General features: G+C 54.3%; 17 protein-coding genes. 9 read left to right on the top strand and 8 right to left on the bottom strand.

Translation table 11 applies throughout. The features are described 5' to 3' along the window. The 5 genes from yidA to dnaA all read right to left on the bottom strand — a co-directional run bounded on the left by yidA (position 1) and on the right by dnaA (position 7,130). Positions 1 to 810 (bottom strand): sugar-phosphatase, encoded by an 810-nt coding sequence (gene yidA / locus F7Q90_RS04255; protein WP_006121374.1) that lies wholly within the window; start codon positions 808 to 810, stop codon positions 1 to 3. 171 nt (positions 811 to 981) lie between these two features. Beyond that, positions 982 to 3,390: a DNA topoisomerase (ATP-hydrolyzing) subunit B gene (gyrB, locus tag F7Q90_RS04250; RefSeq protein ID WP_006121375.1), complete on the bottom strand. Its 2,409-nt coding sequence runs from the start codon at positions 3,388 to 3,390 to the stop codon at positions 982 to 984. Between the two features lie 17 nt (positions 3,391 to 3,407). Next, positions 3,408 to 4,493: a DNA replication/repair protein RecF gene (recF, locus tag F7Q90_RS04245; RefSeq protein WP_006121376.1), complete on the bottom strand. Its 1,086-nt coding sequence runs from the start codon at positions 4,491 to 4,493 to the stop codon at positions 3,408 to 3,410. A gap of 125 nt (positions 4,494 to 4,618) precedes the next feature. Continuing rightward, positions 4,619 to 5,719, bottom strand: a complete 1,101-nt coding sequence (dnaN, locus tag F7Q90_RS04240) for a DNA polymerase III subunit beta (RefSeq protein WP_006121377.1) — start codon at positions 5,717 to 5,719, stop codon at positions 4,619 to 4,621. A gap of 4 nt (positions 5,720 to 5,723) precedes the next feature. After that, on the bottom strand, positions 5,724 to 7,130 hold the full coding sequence (dnaA, locus tag F7Q90_RS04235) for a chromosomal replication initiator protein DnaA (RefSeq protein WP_006121378.1): 1,407 nt from the start codon (positions 7,128 to 7,130) through the stop codon (positions 5,724 to 5,726). A gap of 598 nt (positions 7,131 to 7,728) precedes the next feature. Here dnaA and rpmH point away from each other — a divergent pair. The 6 genes from rpmH (at position 7,729) to F7Q90_RS04200 (ending at position 12,367) form a co-directional block, all read left to right on the top strand. Further along, entirely contained in the window at positions 7,729 to 7,869 is a 141-nt protein-coding gene (gene rpmH / locus F7Q90_RS04225; RefSeq protein WP_000831330.1) for a 50S ribosomal protein L34, read from the top strand. Between the two features lie 14 nt (positions 7,870 to 7,883). Continuing rightward, a complete protein-coding gene (gene rnpA / locus F7Q90_RS04220) occupies positions 7,884 to 8,243 on the top strand; it encodes a ribonuclease P protein component (protein ID WP_006121379.1) in 360 nt (119 codons plus the stop codon). Then, positions 8,207 to 8,464 (top strand): membrane protein insertion efficiency factor YidD, encoded by a 258-nt coding sequence (gene yidD / locus F7Q90_RS04215; protein ID WP_006121380.1) that lies wholly within the window; start codon positions 8,207 to 8,209, stop codon positions 8,462 to 8,464. Before rnpA ends, yidD begins: the two co-directional genes overlap by 37 nt. A gap of 2 nt (positions 8,465 to 8,466) precedes the next feature. After that, positions 8,467 to 10,107: a membrane protein insertase YidC gene (gene yidC, locus F7Q90_RS04210; RefSeq protein ID WP_006121381.1), complete on the top strand. Its 1,641-nt coding sequence runs from the start codon at positions 8,467 to 8,469 to the stop codon at positions 10,105 to 10,107. Positions 10,108 to 10,196: 89 nt separating this feature from the next. Continuing rightward, positions 10,197 to 11,561, top strand: a complete 1,365-nt coding sequence (gene mnmE / locus F7Q90_RS04205) for a tRNA uridine-5-carboxymethylaminomethyl(34) synthesis GTPase MnmE (RefSeq protein WP_006121382.1) — start codon at positions 10,197 to 10,199, stop codon at positions 11,559 to 11,561. Between the two features lie 215 nt (positions 11,562 to 11,776). After that, positions 11,777 to 12,367 (top strand): malonic semialdehyde reductase, encoded by a 591-nt coding sequence (locus F7Q90_RS04200; RefSeq protein WP_006121383.1) that lies wholly within the window; start codon positions 11,777 to 11,779, stop codon positions 12,365 to 12,367. Between the two features lie 70 nt (positions 12,368 to 12,437). On the opposite strand, the gene F7Q90_RS04195 is transcribed toward F7Q90_RS04200, so the two are convergent. Then, the gene (locus F7Q90_RS04195) at positions 12,438 to 13,751 is read right to left on the bottom strand and encodes an NCS2 family permease (protein ID WP_006121384.1); all 1,314 of its coding nucleotides are present in this window, start codon (positions 13,749 to 13,751) and stop codon (positions 12,438 to 12,440) included. Between the two features lie 148 nt (positions 13,752 to 13,899). Here F7Q90_RS04195 and yieH point away from each other — a divergent pair, with 148 nt between their 5' ends. Continuing rightward, entirely contained in the window at positions 13,900 to 14,562 is a 663-nt protein-coding gene (gene yieH, locus F7Q90_RS04190; protein ID WP_006121385.1) for a 6-phosphogluconate phosphatase, read from the top strand. 1 nt (position 14,563) lies between these two features. Here yieH and F7Q90_RS04185 read toward each other — a convergent pair whose 3' ends face one another. Continuing rightward, the gene (locus tag F7Q90_RS04185) at positions 14,564 to 15,559 is read right to left on the bottom strand and encodes an acyltransferase (protein WP_006121386.1); all 996 of its coding nucleotides are present in this window, start codon (positions 15,557 to 15,559) and stop codon (positions 14,564 to 14,566) included. Positions 15,560 to 15,841: 282 nt separating this feature from the next. Here F7Q90_RS04185 and glyQ point away from each other — a divergent pair, with 282 nt between their 5' ends. Continuing rightward, the gene (gene glyQ, locus F7Q90_RS04180) at positions 15,842 to 16,753 is read left to right on the top strand and encodes a glycine--tRNA ligase subunit alpha (RefSeq protein ID WP_006121387.1); all 912 of its coding nucleotides are present in this window, start codon (positions 15,842 to 15,844) and stop codon (positions 16,751 to 16,753) included. A gap of 9 nt (positions 16,754 to 16,762) precedes the next feature. Beyond that, positions 16,763 to 18,832: a glycine--tRNA ligase subunit beta gene (gene glyS / locus F7Q90_RS04175; RefSeq protein ID WP_006121388.1), complete on the top strand. Its 2,070-nt coding sequence runs from the start codon at positions 16,763 to 16,765 to the stop codon at positions 18,830 to 18,832. A 134-nt stretch (positions 18,833 to 18,966) separates the two neighbouring features. Here the strand turns inward: glyS and F7Q90_RS04170 are convergent. Further along, positions 18,967 to 19,063, bottom strand: a 97-nt coding sequence (locus F7Q90_RS04170; protein ID WP_151160719.1) for a transposase domain-containing protein, incomplete at its 5' end; no start/stop codon positions are given.

Genomic DNA, 19,063 nt, shown 5'->3' with positions numbered 1-19,063 from the left:
TTAAAGCACCCATTTTTCAATGGCGTGCGCAACCCCATCTTCCATATTGGTTTTGGTCACAAACTGGGCTATTTTTTTCACAGAATCAATCGCATTGCCCATCGCGACGCCGGTCCCTGCGTATTCAATCATCGCCAGATCATTTTCCTGATCGCCTATCGCCATGACCTCTTCCGCTTGCAAACCCAGTTTCTCCGCCAGCATTTTTACGCCATAACCTTTGTTTACCCGACGGTCGAGAATTTCCAAATAGTAGGGCGCGCTTTTCAAAATGGTATACGTCTGGTGCGCATGCTCAGGCAGTCTGGCGATGGCCGCATCAAGCAGAGCGGGTTTATCAATCATCATGAGTTTTGGAAAACGCGTTGCCGGATCCATTTCTTCAACGGCCCGATAACGTACCGGGATGCCGGTCAGGCTGGCTTCATGAATCGTAAATTCGCTGATATCTTTATTTGGCGTATACAGGTGTGATTTATCAAACGCCTGAAAATGCACGCCCAGTTCTCTGGCCAGCTTCTCAACATACATGTAATCGTCAAAGCCCAGCGTCACATCGGCGACGACTTCACCATCTTCAGCCCGATGAACAAGCGCGCCATTATTACTGATGCAGTACTGACCTGGCGTATGGAGATCAAGTTCCATTAAATAACGCTCAATGCCAACATAAGGTCGGCCGGTCGCCAACACGATGGAAACCCCTTTTTCCCGGGCGCGGTTCAGTGCCGATTTTACGCCTGCGGTGATCTCGTGCTGCGGATTCAGCAGCGTGCCATCCATATCAATTGCGATCAGTTTAATAGCCATAGCATCCTCATTGTGTCGGGTTTGCAGCAATGCTAGCGCGATTCAGCTCACATTGACCAGTTTATCGGCGCTTTTCAGCACGCGTGAACCATAACGTGTCACGTTTGGGTCCACGATGATCTGGCAAAAAAAAACCCTTCACGAGGAAGGGTTTTATATCTTTTTGTGCGATTAGATATCGATGTTAGCGGCTTTCAGCGCATTCTCTTCGATGAAGGCGCGGCGTGGTTCAACGGCATCCCCCATCAGGGTTGTAAACAGCTGGTCGGCGGCGATCGCATCTTTAATGGTGACACGTAGCATGCGACGGCTGTCTGGGTCCATTGTCGTTTCCCACAACTGATCCGGGTTCATCTCACCCAGACCTTTATAGCGCTGTACAGACAGACCACGACGGGATTCTTTCACCAGCCACTCAATCGCCTGTTCGAAGCTGGATACCGGTTGACGGCGCTCACCGCGCTCGATGTAAGCATCCTCTTCCAGCAGGCCGCGCAGTTTGCCACCCAGGGCGCAAATTTTGCGATATTCCGGCCCCATAATAAACTCGCTGTCCAGAGGATAATCCGTGTCCACGCCATGGGTCCGTACGCGTAAAACAGGCTCAAACTGATTCAGCTCACGATTTTCACGTACGTGTGCCACATAGGTGCTGCCGTGCGCTTCACGTTCAGTCAGATAGCTCACCAGTCCGTTAATCCAGGCGTTAACGGCCGCTTCATTACTCAGATCGCTCAGCGTGTCGTGATAGACCAGCGCACGTAACATCGCCAGTGGAAAACGGCGCTCCATACGTTTGATCATCTTCTGCGTGCTGTTAAAGTCCGCGACCAGAGATTCAAGCGGCTCACCACCTAATGCCGGTGCGCTGGCATTGGTGTGCAGCGTCGTTCCGTCGAGGGCGATAGCGATCTGATACTGATCCATCGCTTCATCGTCTTTAATATACTGTTCCTGCTTGCCTTTTTTCACTTTATACAGCGGCGGCTGAGCAATGTAGACGTGACCACGCTCAATAATTTCTGGCATCTGACGATAGAAAAAGGTCAACAGCAGTGTACGAATGTGCGAGCCGTCGACGTCCGCATCGGTCATGATGATGATGCTGTGATAGCGCAGTTTATCCGGGTTATATTCGTCGCGGCCAATGCCGCAGCCCAGCGCGGTAATCAGCGTAGCCACTTCCTGAGACGCCAGCATCTTATCGAAACGCGCCTTCTCAACGTTCAGAATTTTCCCTTTCAGCGGCAGAATAGCCTGGTTTTTACGGTTACGGCCTTGCTTGGCAGAACCGCCCGCGGAGTCACCCTCCACCAGGTAGATTTCAGACAGAGCCGGATCGCGCTCCTGACAATCCGCCAGCTTGCCCGGCAGGCCAGCCAGATCCAGCGCACCTTTGCGGCGGGTCATTTCACGGGCACGGCGCGCGGCTTCACGGGCGCGGGCGGCATCAATGATTTTGCCGACAACGATTTTTGCATCACCCGGATTTTCCAGCAGATATTCCGCCAGCAGTTCATTCATCTGCTGCTCAACGGCCGATTTCACTTCAGAAGACACCAGCTTGTCTTTGGTCTGTGAAGAGAATTTTGGATCCGGCACTTTCACCGACACCACGGCAATCAGGCCCTCACGCGCGTCATCACCAGTGGCGCTGACTTTGGCCTTCTTGCTGTATCCCTCTTTATCCATGTAGGCATTCAGGGTACGCGTCATCGCGGCGCGGAAACCGGCAAGGTGCGTACCGCCATCGCGTTGAGGAATGTTGTTAGTGAAGCAGTAGATGTTCTCCTGGAAGCCGTCGTTCCACTGCAGGGCTACTTCTACGCCAATGCCGTCTTTTTCGGTTGAGAAATAGAATACGGTCGGATGGATAGGCGTTTTGTTCTTGTTCAGGTATTCGACAAACGCTTTAATCCCACCTTCATAGTGGAAATGGTCGTTTTTGCCGTCACGTTTGTCTTCCAGACGAATGGAAACACCGGAGTTCAGGAAAGAGAGCTCACGCAGGCGCTTCGCCAGAATGTCGTATTCGAAGTCGGTCACGTTGGTGAACGTGTCATGGCTTGGCCAGAAACGGATACGGGTACCGGTCGCGTCGGTATCGCCTGTCACCGCCAGCGGCGCCTCGGGCACGCCATGCAGATAAATCTGCTGGTGCACTTTGCCTTCGCGACGAATGGTCAGCTCCAGCTTCTGTGACAGGGCGTTAACCACAGACACGCCCACGCCGTGCAGGCCGCCCGAGACTTTATACGAGTTATCGTCGAACTTACCGCCAGCGTGCAGCACGGTCATGATCACTTCTGCCGCGGACACGCCTTCTTCTTCGTGGATACCGGTTGGAATACCGCGTCCGTCATCCTGTACGGAAACCGAGTTGTCCGCATGGATGGTGACAACGATATCTTTACAGTGACCGGCGAGCGCTTCGTCGATTGCGTTATCCACGACCTCGAATACCATGTGATGCAGACCGGTTCCGTCATCGGTATCGCCGATGTACATGCCCGGGCGTTTGCGTACCGCATCAAGCCCTTTCAGAACTTTGATACTTGAAGAGTCATAAGAATTCGACATCAACGTTTCTCGCTCATTTAATCTTTAGGTTGAACCGCTATTTTACCCTGTTCCACGCGGAACATCTTGCCCTTTTCGTCAGTCATGTCGATTACATGCTCGGACGAGATGGCGCTGACAAAGACCTGAGCCTGAGTCGCCTTCAGTCGTTCCGCCAGCAGGCGGCGGCGACTGTCGTCCAGTTCAGAGGCAAAGTCATCAATGAGGTAAACACAACGGCGTCCGCTCTGGTTAGTCAGGAACTCGCCCTGCGCCAGACGCAATGCACACATCAGCAGTTTAAGCTGCCCGCGTGAGAGTAAATCTTCCACCGGCGTACCTTCGGCACGAATACGAAAGTCCGCTTTATGCGGGCCGCTGGCGGTGTAGGTTAAGGCCCGATCGCGTTCAAAGTTGCGTTCAAGCAGTTCGGCATAATCGCTCTCTTTGTCCCAGCCGCGCTGGAACGAAAAACGCAGATCAAATTCGGGTAAAAACTGCCCGCAGGTGGTTACGATCTCGGCTGAGATCGCGTCACTGTACTCGGCGCGCCACTGGCTAATCTGTTCGGCCAGCGGCACCAGTTCTTGATCCCATGGACGAACCTGACTGTAGCGCGTGACCTGACGCAATGCCGCATTGCGCTGTTTGAGCAGGCGCCGCAGGTTGCTCCAGGCATTAAAAAAACCCGGCGTATTGTGAAAGCAGCCCCAGTCGACATAGGCTCTGCGATATTTAGGACCGCCATTAAGTAGGGTAAAACCCTCTGGCGTGATCAACTGCATCGGCAGTAACTGCGCCAGCTCGGCCACTTTATGTCCGTCGCTGCCGTCAATGCGGACTTTGCTCTCCCCGGCGCGATTTTTACTGAGCCCGACGGAGAACTCGCGCTCCTGGCCTTCCAGCCGGCCATGCAGCACAAAGGCGGCCTGATCGTGCCGAATTACCCGTCCCGCCTGCAAACTGCGAAACGCACGTCCGTGGCCCAGCGTATAGATCGCCTCAAGCACGCTGGTTTTGCCGCTACCGTTCGCGCCCACCAGAAAATTAAATCCCGGCGCTAACGCCAGGTCAGCCTGTTCAATATTGCGAAAATCTTTTATTAGCAGGCGGGTTAAAGCCATGAATCAATCCAGCGTGAAGGGCAAAAGTCAGGATGAAAGGGATTGTGCCTTTGAAAAACAAGCCGCTCGGGTCACGGACAATACTGTCCTAAACCCGAATGGCGAGCAGGCCAGCGTACGATGGCCTACAGGCGCATAGGCATGACGACATAGGCCGCCGCCGGGCTGACGACATCTTCAATCTGCACACTCGACACAGAATCCGTCAGCAGCAAACGGACGTTCTCGCACTTCAGCGCATTCAGCACGTCCAGCACGTAACTCACGTTGAACCCAATTTCCAGCTCGCTGCCGTTATAGCTGACATCCAGCATCTCTTCCGCTTCTTCCTGTTCAGGGTTATTCGCGGTAATTTTTAGCTGATTTTCGGTGATATGCAGACGAACGCCACGGAATTTCTCATTCGACAGAATCGCAGCACGGGCAAAGGCCTGTTTCAGCAGATCGCAACCGGCTTCCAGCACCTTATCCGGATTCTTGGGCAACACACGACGATAATCCGGGAAGCGACCATCCACCAGCTTAGAGGTGAAGATATAGTCGCCCACATGTGCACGGATATTACTGCTGCCAATCTGTACCTGAAGCGGCGTATCGCCGCCATCCAGCAGACGCAACAGCTCGATAACCCCTTTACGCGGCACGATGACCGAATGGCTGGGCAGCGCCTGGCCAACGGGCATGGAACAGACGGCCAGACGGTGACCATCGGTGGCGACCGTACGCAGTTCTTCGCCTTCGGTCTCAAACATCATGCCATTCAGGTAGTAACGCACGTCCTGATGCGCCATGGAAAACTGCGTGGCTTCAATAAGCCGTTTCAGCGTTGCCTGCGGCAGCGTGAATTCCACCTCGCTCTGCCAGTCATCCAGGTTGGGGAAGTCGCTGGCGGGCAAGGTCGAAAGCGAGAAACGGCTGCGGCCAGAGCGCACCAACATCCGTTCGCCTTCCAGTGTGACGTTGATCTCTGCGCCTTCCGGCAGGCCGCGACAAATATCGAGAAATTTGCGTGCCGGCACGGTGGTTGCGCCAGGCTCGTGCGCCTGAGTAAGCGCCACGCGCGCCACCATTTCCATTTCCAAATCGGTGCCGGTCAGCAACAGCGATCCGTCATTCACCTGCATCAGCAGGTTGCCAAGGATCGGCAGCGTCGGACGACCACCAAGGGGGCCGCTGACTTGCTGCAGCGGCTTTAGCAACTGTTCACGTTCAACAATAAATTTCATAGCGTCACGAAGATAATGTTCTGATGAGATTAGAGAAATCTTCTTTGATGTCGTGGCTTTCTTCACGCAACTGCTCAATCTTGCGGCAGGCATGAAGCACCGTGGTATGGTCGCGACCGCCAAAAGCATCGCCAATTTCCGGCAAACTGTGGTTGGTCAGCTCTTTCGCCATCGCCATCGCCATTTGACGCGGACGCGCGACTGAGCGCGAACGGCGCTTAGAGAGCAAATCCGCGACTTTAATTTTGTAGTACTCCGCAACGGTCTTCTGAATATTATCAATAGTGACCAGTTTTTCCTGCAGGGCCAGCAGATCCCGCAATGCTTCGCGAACGAAATCGATCGTAATCGCCCGACCGGTAAAGTTAGCGTTCGCAATCACCCGGTTCAGTGCCCCTTCCAGCTCACGTACGTTCGAACGTAAACGCTTGGCAATAAAGAAGGCCACTTCGCCCGGCAAACGAATGTCGTTTTCGTCCGCCTTTTTCATCAGGATCGCAACGCGGGTTTCCAGTTCAGGTGGTTCGATCGCCACGGTCAGGCCCCAGCCAAACCGTGACTTCAGTCGATCTTCAACCCCGTTGATCTCTTTGGGGTAACGATCCGACGTCAAAATGATCTGTTGATTGCCTTCCAGCAGGGCATTGAAGGTGTGAAAAAATTCTTCCTGCGAACGCTCTTTATTGGCAAAAAACTGAATGTCATCGATCAACAGCGCATCAACCGAGCGGTAATAACGCTTAAACTCTTCAATCGCGTTATTTTGCAGCGCTTTTACCATGTCCTGCACAAAGCGCTCGGAATGCATGTAAACCACTTTCGCATTTGGCTTACGCGCAATGATGCCATTACCCACGGCGTGCAGCAGGTGAGTTTTGCCGAGGCCAGTACCGCCATAAAGGAACAACGGATTGTAGGCACCGCCAGGGTTATCGGCCACCTGGCGTGCCGCCGCGCGCGCCAGTTGGTTAGATTTACCTTCAACAAAGTTATCGAAGTTATGGCGATTGTTAACATTGGACCGATAGGTCACATCCGCAGGAGCAGGCACGTTGTCCCAGCTCGGACGTAAAATCTGTGTCGGTGCCGGACGGCTTGGCACAGGCTCCGCCGGCGCACTGACGCTGGCCATCGCGGGCTGGCTGACCGCTGCGGCGTGTTGAACCGGACGCGTGCCCACCTCAAAACGCAACAGCGGGACATTGGCACCGCAGAATTCGTTCAGCAATGCGTTGATGCTGTTTAGGTATTTATCCCGAACCCAGTCGAGTACGAAGCGGTTAGGAGCATACAAGGCAAGCGTATTGTCGTTTAATTCAGCCTGTAGTGGACGGATCCACATGCTGAATTCGGTGGCAGGGAGCTCATCCTGCAAACGGGCAAGACACTGTTGCCAAAGCGTAAGTGACACGGCGGACTCCACTCGTACAAATTCGATAAGAAAAAGTAGGCACTAATCTAAGAAACGTTCATTTTTGACACAGACGAAAGAAAGCGCCTGCGACCGCTATCAGCGGTTTTCCACCCCGCAACCATCGGAGGATCGCCAGAGGGAGGGCGGATCATAGCGCAAAGCGCGACAGAGATCTTCCCTTTCTACACAGTTTTTCTCCTTTTTATCCACAGGGCATGAACGCGGGTAAAAGTCTACGCCTGCGGCAGAAAAAACCACCTGGGATCGTGCTGAATGATCCAAATTTTCGGACGGCTTCTCGTTTTTGACGTGTGGCAGGCGAATTTGATCGCAATAAGATCCTGCGCGATCCTTGCGCTTTAACGCAGACCCCGTATAATTCTCCCCCCGGCGTTGTCGCGTAAAGCCCAATGCCCGGACTCAGCGGGCTGTATCCGGGTTTTCTGGCACCGCGACAAGCGAAGTAAATTGACTCGGGACTGTACAATTATTACAATCCCGCCTCTTTATTAAAGACACATTGAGGCGTCGGTCTGTTTGTTGGCCCGAAAACGCGTCACCCAGTGAAAATTTTCAAGTTTAGGTAGAAATCGCCATGAAACGCACTTTTCAACCGTCCGTACTGAAGCGCAACCGTTCACACGGCTTCCGTGCTCGTATGGCTACTAAAAATGGTCGTCAGGTTCTGGCACGTCGTCGTGCTAAAGGCCGCGCTCGTCTGACCGTTTCTAAGTAATAAAGCTAACCCTGATGGGTAAGCTCGCATTTCCCAGGGAGTTACGTTTGTTAACTCCCACTCATTTCACTTTCGTCTTTCAGCAGCCACAACGGGCTGGCACGCCGCAAATTACTATTCTCGGCCGCCTTAACGCGCTGGGGTATCCCCGCATCGGTCTTACCGTCGCGAAAAAACATGTGAAACGCGCTCACGAACGTAACCGGATCAAGCGATTGACCCGCGAAAGCTTTCGTCTGCGTCAACATGAATTGCCGTCGATGGACTTTGTGGTGATCGCGAAAAAGGGTGTTGCCGATCTCGATAACCGTATGTTGGCGGAAGCGTTGGAGAAATTATGGCGTCGTCACTGTCGCCTGGCGCGCGGTTCCTGATCGTCCTGATACGCGTATATCAACGCGGTATCAGTCCATTGCTGGGGCCACACTGTCGGTTTCATCCGACCTGCTCTCAATACGGAATTGAGGCCTTACGCAGGTTTGGCGTGATAAAAGGCAGTTGGTTGACTTTAAAACGCGTATTAAAATGCCACCCTTTGAACCCGGGTGGTGACGATCCTGTGCCGCCAAAAACCTTTGATACCAGAGAACATTAACGATGGATTCGCAACGCAATCTCTTTCTCATCGCTTTTCTGTTCGTGTCTTTCATGATCTGGCAAGCTTGGCAGACGGACCACGCTCCGAAGCCATTGCAGACCCAGACCACGCAAAACACCAACAGCGCTGCCGGTGATGCTACCGGTGTTCCCGCCAGTGGCCAGGGTAAAACGATCACCGTTAAGACCGATGTCCTGTCATTAACCATCAACACTCGCGGTGGCGATGTTGATCAGGCGCTGCTGCTGACTTACCCGGATAAGCTGGGTTCTGACAAGCCGTTTGAGCTGCTTGAAACCACACCATCGTTTGTCTATCAGGCGCAGAGCGGTCTGACTGGCCGTAATGGTCCGGACAACCCGAACAATGGTGCGCGTCCGCTGTATACCACGGCACAGGATCACTTCGAACTGGCTGACGGTCAGAGCGAGCTGCGTGTTCCGATGACGTTCACGGCGGAAAACGGCGTTGTCTATACCAAAACGTTTGTGTTCAAGCGTGGCGACTATGCAGTTAACGTTGATTACAACATTAACAACACCAGCCAGCAGCCGCTGGAAGTGTCAATGTTTGGTCAGTTAAAACAGACCATCGATTTGCCTAAGCACCGCGATACCGGCAGCAATAACTTTGCGCTGCATACCTTCCGCGGTACGGCTTACTCCACCAGCGAATCGAAATACGAAAAGATTAAGTTCGATACCATCGCCGATAACGAAAACCTCAACACCACCACCACCAATGGCTGGGTGGCGATGTTGCAGCAGTATTTCGCTACCGCCTGGGTGCCGCGCACGCAGGGAACCAACACGCTTTACACCAGCAATCTGGGAAATGGCGTGGCGGCTATCGGCTATAAATCTGCGCCGGTCACCGTTGCACCGGGTGCACAGCAGACACTGGATGCCACACTGTGGGTAGGTCCGGAAATTCAGGATAAAATGGCCGCGATTGCGCCGCATCTTGACCTGACTGTGGACTATGGATGGTTATGGTTTATCTCTCAGCCGCTGTTTAAACTGTTGAAGTTCATTCACAGCTTTATCGGTAACTGGGGCTTCTCCATCATCATCATCACGTTCATCGTGCGTGGCATCATGTACCCGCTGACGAAAGCGCAGTACACCTCGATGGCGAAAATGCGCATGCTGCAGCCGAAGATTCAGGCGATGCGTGAGCGTTTAGGGGATGATAAGCAGAAGCAGAGCCAGGAAATGATGGCGCTGTATAAGGCTGAAAAAGTGAATCCGCTGGGTGGCTGTCTGCCGCTGGTGATTCAGATGCCTATCTTCCTGGCCTTGTACTACATGCTGTCTGGCTCGGTTGAACTGCGTCATGCGCCGTTTATTTTATGGATTCATGACCTGTCAGCGCAGGATCCGTACTATATTCTGCCGATCCTGATGGGCATCACCATGTTCTTCATTCAGAAGATGTCACCGACGACGGTGACCGATCCGATGCAGCAGAAGATCATGACGTATATGCCTGTAATTTTCACCGTGTTCTTCCTGTGGTTCCCGTCAGGTCTGGTGTTGTACTACATCGTCAGTAACCTGGTGACCATTCTCCAGCAGCAGCTGATCTATCGCGGGCTGGAAAAACGTGGCTTACACAGCCGCGACAAGAAGAAAGCGTAAAACCGTCGCGGGAGGTCTCCCGCGATAAAACAGGTTATGCTCAGGCGGTCAAAGCGACCGCCTTTTTTTTTTGTAGTGAGAGAAAATGTATGAGCCATAGCGATACCATTGTTGCTCAGGCCACGCCGCCCGGACGCGGCGGCGTTGGCATTTTGCGTGTTTCCGGTCCGCAGGCCGCAGAGGTTGCCCGCCAGGTGCTGGGTAAACTCCCTAAACCACGTTATGCCGACTACTTATCGTTTAACGACAGTGATGGCAGCGTGCTGGATCAGGGCATCGCGCTATGGTTTCCTGGCCCTAACTCCTTTACCGGCGAGGATGTGCTGGAGCTGCAAGGTCACGGCGGCCCGGTGATTCTGGATCTGCTGCTGAAACGGATTGTGGCCCTGCCCGGATTACGTATCGCGCAGCCTGGGGAGTTTTCTGAACGCGCGTTTCTGAACGACAAACTCGATCTGGCCCAGGCGGAAGCCATTGCCGATCTGATTGACGCCAGCTCAGAACAGGCCGCGCGTTCGGCGGTAAATTCCCTGCAAGGCGCATTCTCTGTCCGTGTTAACCAGCTTGTGGAAGCCCTGACTCACCTGCGTATCTACGTGGAAGCGGCCATTGACTTTCCAGATGAAGAGATCGATTTCCTGTCTGACGGCAAAATCGAAGGGCAGCTTAATGCTGTCATTCGCGATCTCGATGCGGTGCGCGCGGAAGCCAGACAGGGCAGCCTGCTGCGCGAAGGGATGAAAGTCGTCATTGCCGGTCGGCCAAATGCCGGAAAATCGAGCCTGCTTAATGCACTTGCCGGGCGTGAAGCGGCTATCGTCACGGATATCGCCGGCACCACGCGCGATGTGCTGCGTGAACACATCCATATTGATGGTATGCCACTGCATATCATTGATACCGCCGGTTTACGCGAAGCCAGTGATGAGGTGGAACGTATCGGCATCGAGCGCGCCTGGCATGAAATAGAACAGGCGGACCGCGTACTGTTTATGGTTGATGGCACCACCACGCAGGCGACCGAACCGGCGGAAATCTGGCCCGATTTTGTCGCTCGCCTGCCGTCTCAACTGCCGATCACCGTGGTGCGGAATAAAGCGGACATCACCGGTGAAACGCTCGGCCTGACGGACGTCAATGGTCATGCCCTGATCAGACTATCTGCCCGCACCAGCGAAGGGATTGATACCTTACGTGATCACCTCAAACAGACCATGGGGTTTGCCGACAATATGGAAGGCGGCTTCCTGGCACGCCGTCGTCATTTGCAGGCACTGGAATTAGCCGCAACCCACCTGGAGCAGGGAAAACATCAACTGCTGGGCGCATGGGCAGGGGAATTACTGGCAGAAGAATTGCGTCTGGCGCAGCAGGCGCTAAGTGAAATTACGGGTGAATTTACCTCGGACGATCTGTTAGGCCGGATTTTCTCCAGTTTCTGTATTGGTAAGTAGCTCAGCGGGCAGACGGCGGTGGAAATGTGCATCCAGAAACGCAATCCGCCGTGCGTTGCGCATCGGTTGCCGTAACGCAAGGTATGATAACGAGGGATAAGATTGCTCACGTTTTGCGGCGTGCCAGGTCATTCACACTAAACCGGGCGAATAGGCATCCAAAAGCGTGAACGCAACGTACAGGTTAAATACTGGATGTTTTCCTGGAGAGTTATATGACGATACCGCTCGATGATGCCGCGCTGAATACGTTGTTTTACCAGGCCCGTACGCACAGTCACTGGCAGCCTGAACCGGTGCAGCAGTCGCTGCTGGAGAAGCTCTATCAGATGGTTGCCCTGGCACCGACCTCGGCCAACTGCTCACCCGGTCGCTTTGTTTTTGTCACCTCTGCGGAGGGAAAAGAAAAGCTGAAGCCGGCCCTGGCCTCCGGCAACCTTGAGAAAACCCTGCGCGCCCCTGTCACCGTGATTATTGCCTGGGACAGCGAGTTTTATCAGCATCTGACCATGTTGTTTCAACATGCCGATGCGCGAAACTGGTTTACCAACACACCCGATCTGGTTAAAGAAACCGCATTTCGTAACAGTAGCCTGCAGGCAGGCTATCTGATCATGGCCGCGCGTGCGCTGGGGCTGGATGCAGGCCCGATGTCAGGATTCGATCCGCTTAAAGTGAACGCGGCCTTTTTTGCCGGTACCAGCTGGCAGGCCAACCTGCTCATTAACCTGGGCTATGGCTTACCCGACAAGCTCCCGCCCCGATTACCCCGGCTGAGCCTGGAGCAGGCCTGCCAGTTCGTCTGAGGTACTGGAGCGTTACGAGCTTACCGTAACGCTCACTGCTTTCCCGCCCTTTAGTCTGGTGCGTACGGTTTTAATGCGCGTCGATAAAGGCGATTTTCAATACAAACAGCAAGGCGACAATGACGACGCAGGGGCTGATTTCTCGCCAGCGACCGGTGCCCAGCTTCATTACACAGTACGCAATAAAGCCCAGTGCGATGCCTTCTGTAATCGAAAAACTAAAGGGCATCATGGCGGCAGTTACAAATGCCGGGACGGCTTCGGTCAGGTCATCCCATTTGACGCGGGACAGGCTGGCCGTCATCAGCACGCCAACATAGATTAACGCGCCTGCCGCAGCATAGGCCGGTACCATGGCCGCCAGGTGCGATAAAAACGTGACGAGTAGGAACAGAAGGCCTGTGACCACGGCCATCAATCCGGTACGGCCGCCGACAGCTACGCCGGAGGTACTTTCAATATAGGCGGTCACCGATGACGTTCCTGCCAGCGCGCCCGTTACCGAACTGATGCTGTCGACATACAACGCCTGTTTCATGCGCGGGAACGTGCCTTTTTCATCAGCCAGTCCGGCTTTGTCGGTCACGCCAATCAAGGTGCCGGACGAGTCAAACAGATTGACCAGCATAAAGGAGAATATGACGCCTGCCATGCCGATGTTGAACGCGCCTTTAATATCAACCTGACCGACAATCGCGGTGACAGATGGCGGCGCAGAAACTACGCCCGTAAACGTCACGTCGCCCAGCAGCCAGCCCAACGCCGTAGTGACGATCATCGAAATGAGCACGGCGGCGTGAATGTTGCGTGAGGCCAGAATGGCGATAATAAAGAAGCCCAGCGCACCCAGCAGCACATTGTGTGAGCTGAGGTTACCCACGCTGACCAGCGTATCCGGGTTGGCCACAATGATACCGGCGTTTTTCAGGCCCATCATGGCAATGAACAGGCCAATGCCAGCGGTGATGCCTACGCGCAGGCTAAGCGGAATATTGGCGATCATCCAGTAACGTACCCGCAACAGAGTCAGGATGAGCAGACCCAGTGCGCCCCAGAAGATGGCACCCATGCCGACCTGCCATGAGTAACCCATCGCGCCGACGACCACAAAGGCAAAAAAGGCATTGAGGCCCATCGCCGGGGCCAGGGCGACAGGAAGATTGGCAAACAGCCCCATCAGGATGCTGCCGAACGCGGCAATCAAACAGGTCGTTACGAACACTGCCCGGGTATCCATGCCTGCGACACCTAAAATCTGCGGGTTCACAAAAACAATGTATACCATGGTCAAAAACGTGGTAATGCCTGCGATCACTTCGGTACGAACCGTTGTACCATGCTCCTGCAGTTTGAATACGCGCTGAAAAAGGCCTTGTTTATTCATGCCATTTATCCAGAAGAAAATTTCACCGGCGCGTATCCTGGCGATTTTGCCCCGGCAATACAATGATTTTTCGCAACCGATTGCCATATCCCGGCCCCTCAGGGCCACGCTGACGTGTTAAGGTACCCCGAACAAAAGGAGGAGTCAGATGTCTGTTGAATGCGTCTTTTTCGATTGTGACGGTACCCTGGTTGACAGTGAAGTCCTGTGCACCCGCGCGTATGTCACCACCTTTGCCCAGTACGGGATTACGCTCTCTCTACAGGAGATGTTCGAAAAGTACAAAGGGGTAAAGCTGTATGACATCATCCGCGACGTCAGTGAAACGCATCGGGTCGCTCTGCCGCTGGAGGACGTTGAACCGGCCTACCGGCGCGAAGTGGCCCGTTTGTTTGACCGTGAACTGAAGCCGATAGCCGGTGCGAAGGCACTGGTCGGGCAAATGGCAGTACCGATATGCGTGGTGTCAAACGGCACGGTGAAAAAGATGCAGCACTCGCTGGGCCTCACCGGCATGCTGAATCATTTCGCTGACCGTCTTTACAGCGGTTACGATATTGGCCACTGGAAGCCCGAACCCGAGCTGATGTTTCACGCAGCCCAACAAATGCAGGTACCCGTCGAGCGCTGTATTTTGGTGGATGACTCCGAAGCGGGGGCGCGTGCCGGTATCGCAGCAGGCATGCCGGTGTTTTATTACTGTGCCGACGCTCATAATCCCGAACTCCATCATCCGCTGGTGACCGTGTTCACCGATATGGCCGCGTTACCCGCGCTGTGGCGCGCCAGAGGCTGGAACCTGACGCGCTGACTCAGGTCACCCAATGTCGTTTATCCACCCGACTGAGCAGCATTCCCAGTAATAAGCTGCCCACCAGCGTGACGGTAAAAACGGCAGGCAGGTCGAGCCAGGGACGCGCCATATCGTCATAGTGATGGGTGCGAATAAAATGGATGAACAGGGCGTGAAAGCCGTAGATGGGCAGAGAGTAGCGCGAAATGATGGCCAGACCGGGCAGCGTACGTTGATTAAAGGCATTTTTGAACACCACCAGCGCGCTTATTGCGGCAATGAATACCAGCGGTCCGCAATAGAGATACCACGTATCGTTAAAGGCACCATTAACGATTAACGCGCGCTTCGTACCCAGCATAATGCCGGTCACGCAGGCCACAAAGGTCACGGCAGCCAACGGTGTGATAGCGCGCCTTTCTGTGTCCATGGTACCGATCGCCCGGCCTAATAAGGCGTAGAGCAGGTAATAGATACTGTCGCCGCTCAGGTAAAGGTTAATGGGCAACCAGTGAAAGCGCCCCCACGACTGGTCCATGGTATTGGGATTCGCGAGGACCACCACAATCAGCACCAGTAGCGCCACGTAGCGCGGCCGCACGCTTTTTACCTGAATCAGGGGCGACAAGAGGTAAATCCCCATGAGCGCGAAGAAAAACCACAGATGGTAGAACACCGGCTTCTGCAGCATTTTTAAAATTGAACGGCCTTCGCCAATTGGCGTCAGCAGGCTGATATAAACCAGTGACACGGCACTGTAAAAAACCAGACATCCCAGCAGTCGCCACAGGTGGCGCGGCTGCGTACTGCGTTCACCAAAGAACAGATAGCCTGAAATCATAAAAAACAGCGGCACACAGATGCGTGACGCTGAATTGAACAGGTTAGCAATATCCCACCAGTGACCTTTTATGGCCATCGGCCCGGTCAGATACCACGTTGTGGTGTGAATGACGATGACCATCAGGCAGGCAATCGCCCGCAAATTATCAATCCAGTAAATCTTTTGCGACATGGTGTCCTCTGGCGCAGCACCGTCCCGGTGCAAAGCGTAGCCAGTCGCGTCGACGTCAACAAGCGCAATAGCGGGGATTCAGAACCCTCTGTGCACAGGATCGCATGAAAACGCATAACCGTATCGGTTAATCAGGCGATGACAGGCCGCCAGCAGGCTAAATCTGACACCAAAAATCCACTCTCGCGGCTGCGCCGCCGGATTTCCGGCTGCATATCACGCGGTCAAAGGGTATACTGTCGCACTCTTTTTTTATCTAGCCGAACCGCGTGCGAACTCATCATGCAAAAGTTTGATACCAAGACCTTTCAGGGCCTGATCCTGACATTGCAGGATTACTGGGCGCGCCAGGGCTGCACCATTGTTCAACCACTGGACATGGAAGTGGGCGCTGGTACTTCACACCCAATGACCTGCCTGCGCGCACTTGGCCCGGAGCCGATTGCTGCGGCCTATGTGCAGCCATCCCGTCGTCCTACCGACGGCCGCTATGGCGAAAACCCGAACCGCTTGCAGCACTACTATCAGTTCCAGGTGATCATCAAGCCGTCGCCGGACAATATTCAGGAGCTGTACCTCGGGTCGCTGAAAGCGCTGGGTATGGATCCTACCGTACACGACATTCGCTTTGTTGAAGATAACTGGGAAAACCCGACGCTGGGTGCCTGGGGACTGGGCTGGGAAGTCTGGCTTAACGGTATGGAAGTGACGCAGTTTACCTATTTCCAGCAGGTCGGTGGCCTGGAGTGTAAACCGGTTACCGGCGAGATCACCTATGGTCTGGAACGTCTGGCCATGTATATCCAGGGCGTGGACAGCGTTTACGATCTGGTCTGGAGCGACGGTCCGTTAGGCAAAACCACCTACGGTGATGTGTTCCATCAGAATGAAGTGGAGCAGTCGACGTATAACTTCGAATATGCCGACGTCGATTTTCTTTTCACCTGTTTCGAACAGTATGAGAAGGAAGCGCAGAAGTTGCTGGCGCTGGAAAAACCGCTGCCTTTGCCCGCTTACGAGCGCATTCTGAAAGCCGCACACAGTTTTAACCTGCTGGACGCGCGCAAGGCGATCTCGGTGACCGAACGTCAGCGTTATATTCTGCGTATTCGCACCCTGACCAAAGCCGTGGCTGAAGCCTATTACGCTTCTCGTGAAGCGCTGGGCTTCCCGATGTGCAATAACAAAAAGTAAGAGGCAGCCATGACTGAGAAAACCTTCCTGGTGGAGATCGGCACCGAAGAGCTGCCACCGAAAGCATTACGTAGCCTGGCAGAAGCCTTTGCTGCCCAGGTGACGGCCGAGTTGGATGCCGCGAATCTGAACCATGGCGAAGTGAGCTGGTTTGCTGCACCGCGTCGCCTGGCGCTGAAAGTCGCCCATTTGAGCGCCTCCCAGCCCGATCGTGAAGTAGAAAAGCGTGGACCTGCCGTTGCCGCCGCCTTTGATGCAGCGGGCAATGCCACCAAAGCGGCAGAAGGCTGGGCACGGGGTAACGGTATCACGGTCGATCAGGCTGAACGTCTGAGCACCGATAAAGGCGAATGGCTGGTCTATCGCGCTCAGGTGAAAGGCGAAGCGGCGCAGGCATTGCTGCCGGGCATGATTGCCACGGCGCTGAGCAAACTGCCGGTACCGAAACTGATGCGCTGGGGCGATAGCGACGTGCAGTTTGTGCGTCCGGTGCACACCGTTACGATGCTGCTGGGCGATGAACTGATCCCCGGCACGATTCTTGGCATCAAGTCCGATCGCGTTATCCGTGGTCACCGCTTCATGGGCGAAAGTGAAATCACGCTTGAGAACGCCGATCAGTATCCGGATGTGCTGGAAAAGCGCGGTCAGGTGATTGCCGACTATCAGGTCCGCAAAGCCATGATCAAAGCCGATGCGGAAGCCGCAGCACGGCGTTTAGGTGGCGTAGCCGACCTGAGTGACAGCCTGCTGGAAGAGGTAACATCGCTGGTGGAATGGCCGGTGGTATTGACCGCCACCTTCGAGGAAAAATTCCTTAAGGTGCCGGCTGAAGCGCTGGTTTACACCATGAAAGGCGATCAGAAGTATTTCCCGGTTTATGACGCGGAAGGCAAACTGCTGCCAAATTTTATTTTCGTCACCAACATTGAGTCGAGCGAGCCGCAGCAGATTATTTCTGGTAATGAGAAGGTGGTGCGCCCGCGTCTGGCGGATGCTGAATTCTTCTTTAATACCGATCGTAAAAAACGTCTTGAAGATCATCTGCCGCGTCTTGAAACCGTATTGTTCCAGAAGGAACTCGGTTCGCTGCGTGATAAAACGGATCGTATTCAGGCGCTGGCGGGCTGGATTGCGGCACAAACGGGCGCAGATGTGAATCACGCCACACGCGCAGGCTTGCTGTCAAAATGCGATCTGATGACTAACATGGTGTTTGAGTTTACCGACACCCAGGGCGTTATGGGCATGCACTATGCGCGTCATGACGGTGAAGCCGAAGATGTCGCTGTGGCGCTGAACGAGCAATATCAGCCGCGTTTCGCAGGTGATGATTTGCCGTCCAGCCCGGTAGCCTGTGCGCTGGCCATTGCTGATAAGATGGATACGCTGGCCGGTATTTTCGGCATCGGTCAACATCCTAAAGGCGATAAAGATCCCTTTGCTCTGCGTCGTGCCGCGCTGGGCGTTTTGCGCATCATCGTGGAAAAAAATCTGCCGCTTGATCTGCAAACGCTCACCGAAGAGGCCGTACGTCTGTATGGCAGCAAGCTGAGCAATGCGAACGTGGTTGATGACGTCATCGACTTTATACTGGGCCGTTTCCGTACCTGGTATCAGGAAGAAGGCCACAGCATCGATACCTTGCAGGCGGTGCTGGCACGTCGTCCAACCCGTCCGGCGGACTTTGATGCACGTATGAAGGCGGTTTCGCATTTCCGTACGCTTGATGAAGCGGCCGCGCTGGCGGCGGCCAACAAGCGTGTCTCGAATATTCTGGCAAAATCAACAGAACCGCTGAATGACAGCGTTCAGGCATCACTGTTGAAAGAAAATGAAGAGATCCAACTGGCCACGTTTGTGACCGCCCTGAGCAGCAAACTGCAGCCTTACTTTGCAGAAGGACGTTATCAGGATGCGTTAATTGAACTGGCGCAGCTGCGTGAAGCGGTAGACAACTTCTTCGATAAAGTGATGGTGAATGCAGAAGACCCGGCGGTGCGAATTAACCGACTGACGCTGCTGTCGAAACTGCGTGAGCTGTTCCTGCAGGTGGCCGATATCTCGCTGCTGCAGTAATCGGTTCTGATACAGATAAAAGGGACGAGATATCGTCCCTTTTTTTATGCCGCCACCCGACCTGCTGGTGGCACTTTATCTTTTTGCGGACGCAATAAAAGAACGTAAGCGTCGCATTCAGACCGTATTGACGTTCAGGCAGAGGGAAGCTCGACCTTCCATGGCAGCAGATCGCGGACCCGGTTCACCGGCCAGTCCTGTATATGACCGATGACGTAACGCAACCACGTC

The organism is Pantoea stewartii subsp. stewartii (assembly GCF_008801695.1).
GTDB classification, from domain to species: domain Bacteria; phylum Pseudomonadota; class Gammaproteobacteria; order Enterobacterales; family Enterobacteriaceae; genus Pantoea; species Pantoea stewartii.
The sequence above is the reverse complement of the archived record's forward strand: the minus strand, read 5'-3'. Positions and strand labels throughout refer to the sequence as shown.

What these genes read in the sequence shown, in the direction of transcription:
- recF (WP_006121376.1), bottom strand. Translation starts at nt 4,493, where the DNA reads ATGGCTTTAACCCGCCTGCTAATAAAAGATTTTCGCAATATTGAACAG.
- yidC (WP_006121381.1), top strand. Translation starts at nt 8,467, where the DNA reads ATGGATTCGCAACGCAATCTCTTTCTCATCGCTTTTCTGTTCGTGTCT.
- F7Q90_RS04200 (WP_006121383.1), top strand. Translation starts at nt 11,777, where the DNA reads ATGACGATACCGCTCGATGATGCCGCGCTGAATACGTTGTTTTACCAG.
- glyS (WP_006121388.1), top strand. Translation starts at nt 16,763, where the DNA reads ATGACTGAGAAAACCTTCCTGGTGGAGATCGGCACCGAAGAGCTGCCA.
- dnaN (WP_006121377.1), bottom strand. Translation starts at nt 5,719, where the DNA reads ATGAAATTTATTGTTGAACGTGAACAGTTGCTAAAGCCGCTGCAGCAA.
- yieH (WP_006121385.1), top strand. Translation starts at nt 13,900, where the DNA reads ATGTCTGTTGAATGCGTCTTTTTCGATTGTGACGGTACCCTGGTTGAC.
- yidD (WP_006121380.1), top strand. Translation starts at nt 8,207, where the DNA reads ATGGCGTCGTCACTGTCGCCTGGCGCGCGGTTCCTGATCGTCCTGATA.
- glyQ (WP_006121387.1), top strand. Translation starts at nt 15,842, where the DNA reads ATGCAAAAGTTTGATACCAAGACCTTTCAGGGCCTGATCCTGACATTG.
- F7Q90_RS04195 (WP_006121384.1), bottom strand. Translation starts at nt 13,751, where the DNA reads ATGAATAAACAAGGCCTTTTTCAGCGCGTATTCAAACTGCAGGAGCAT.
- rnpA (WP_006121379.1), top strand. Translation starts at nt 7,884, where the DNA reads ATGGGTAAGCTCGCATTTCCCAGGGAGTTACGTTTGTTAACTCCCACT.
- yidA (WP_006121374.1), bottom strand. Translation starts at nt 810, where the DNA reads ATGGCTATTAAACTGATCGCAATTGATATGGATGGCACGCTGCTGAAT.
- F7Q90_RS04185 (WP_006121386.1), bottom strand. Translation starts at nt 15,559, where the DNA reads ATGTCGCAAAAGATTTACTGGATTGATAATTTGCGGGCGATTGCCTGC.
- gyrB (WP_006121375.1), bottom strand. Translation starts at nt 3,390, where the DNA reads ATGTCGAATTCTTATGACTCTTCAAGTATCAAAGTTCTGAAAGGGCTT.
- mnmE (WP_006121382.1), top strand. Translation starts at nt 10,197, where the DNA reads ATGAGCCATAGCGATACCATTGTTGCTCAGGCCACGCCGCCCGGACGC.
- rpmH (WP_000831330.1), top strand. Translation starts at nt 7,729, where the DNA reads ATGAAACGCACTTTTCAACCGTCCGTACTGAAGCGCAACCGTTCACAC.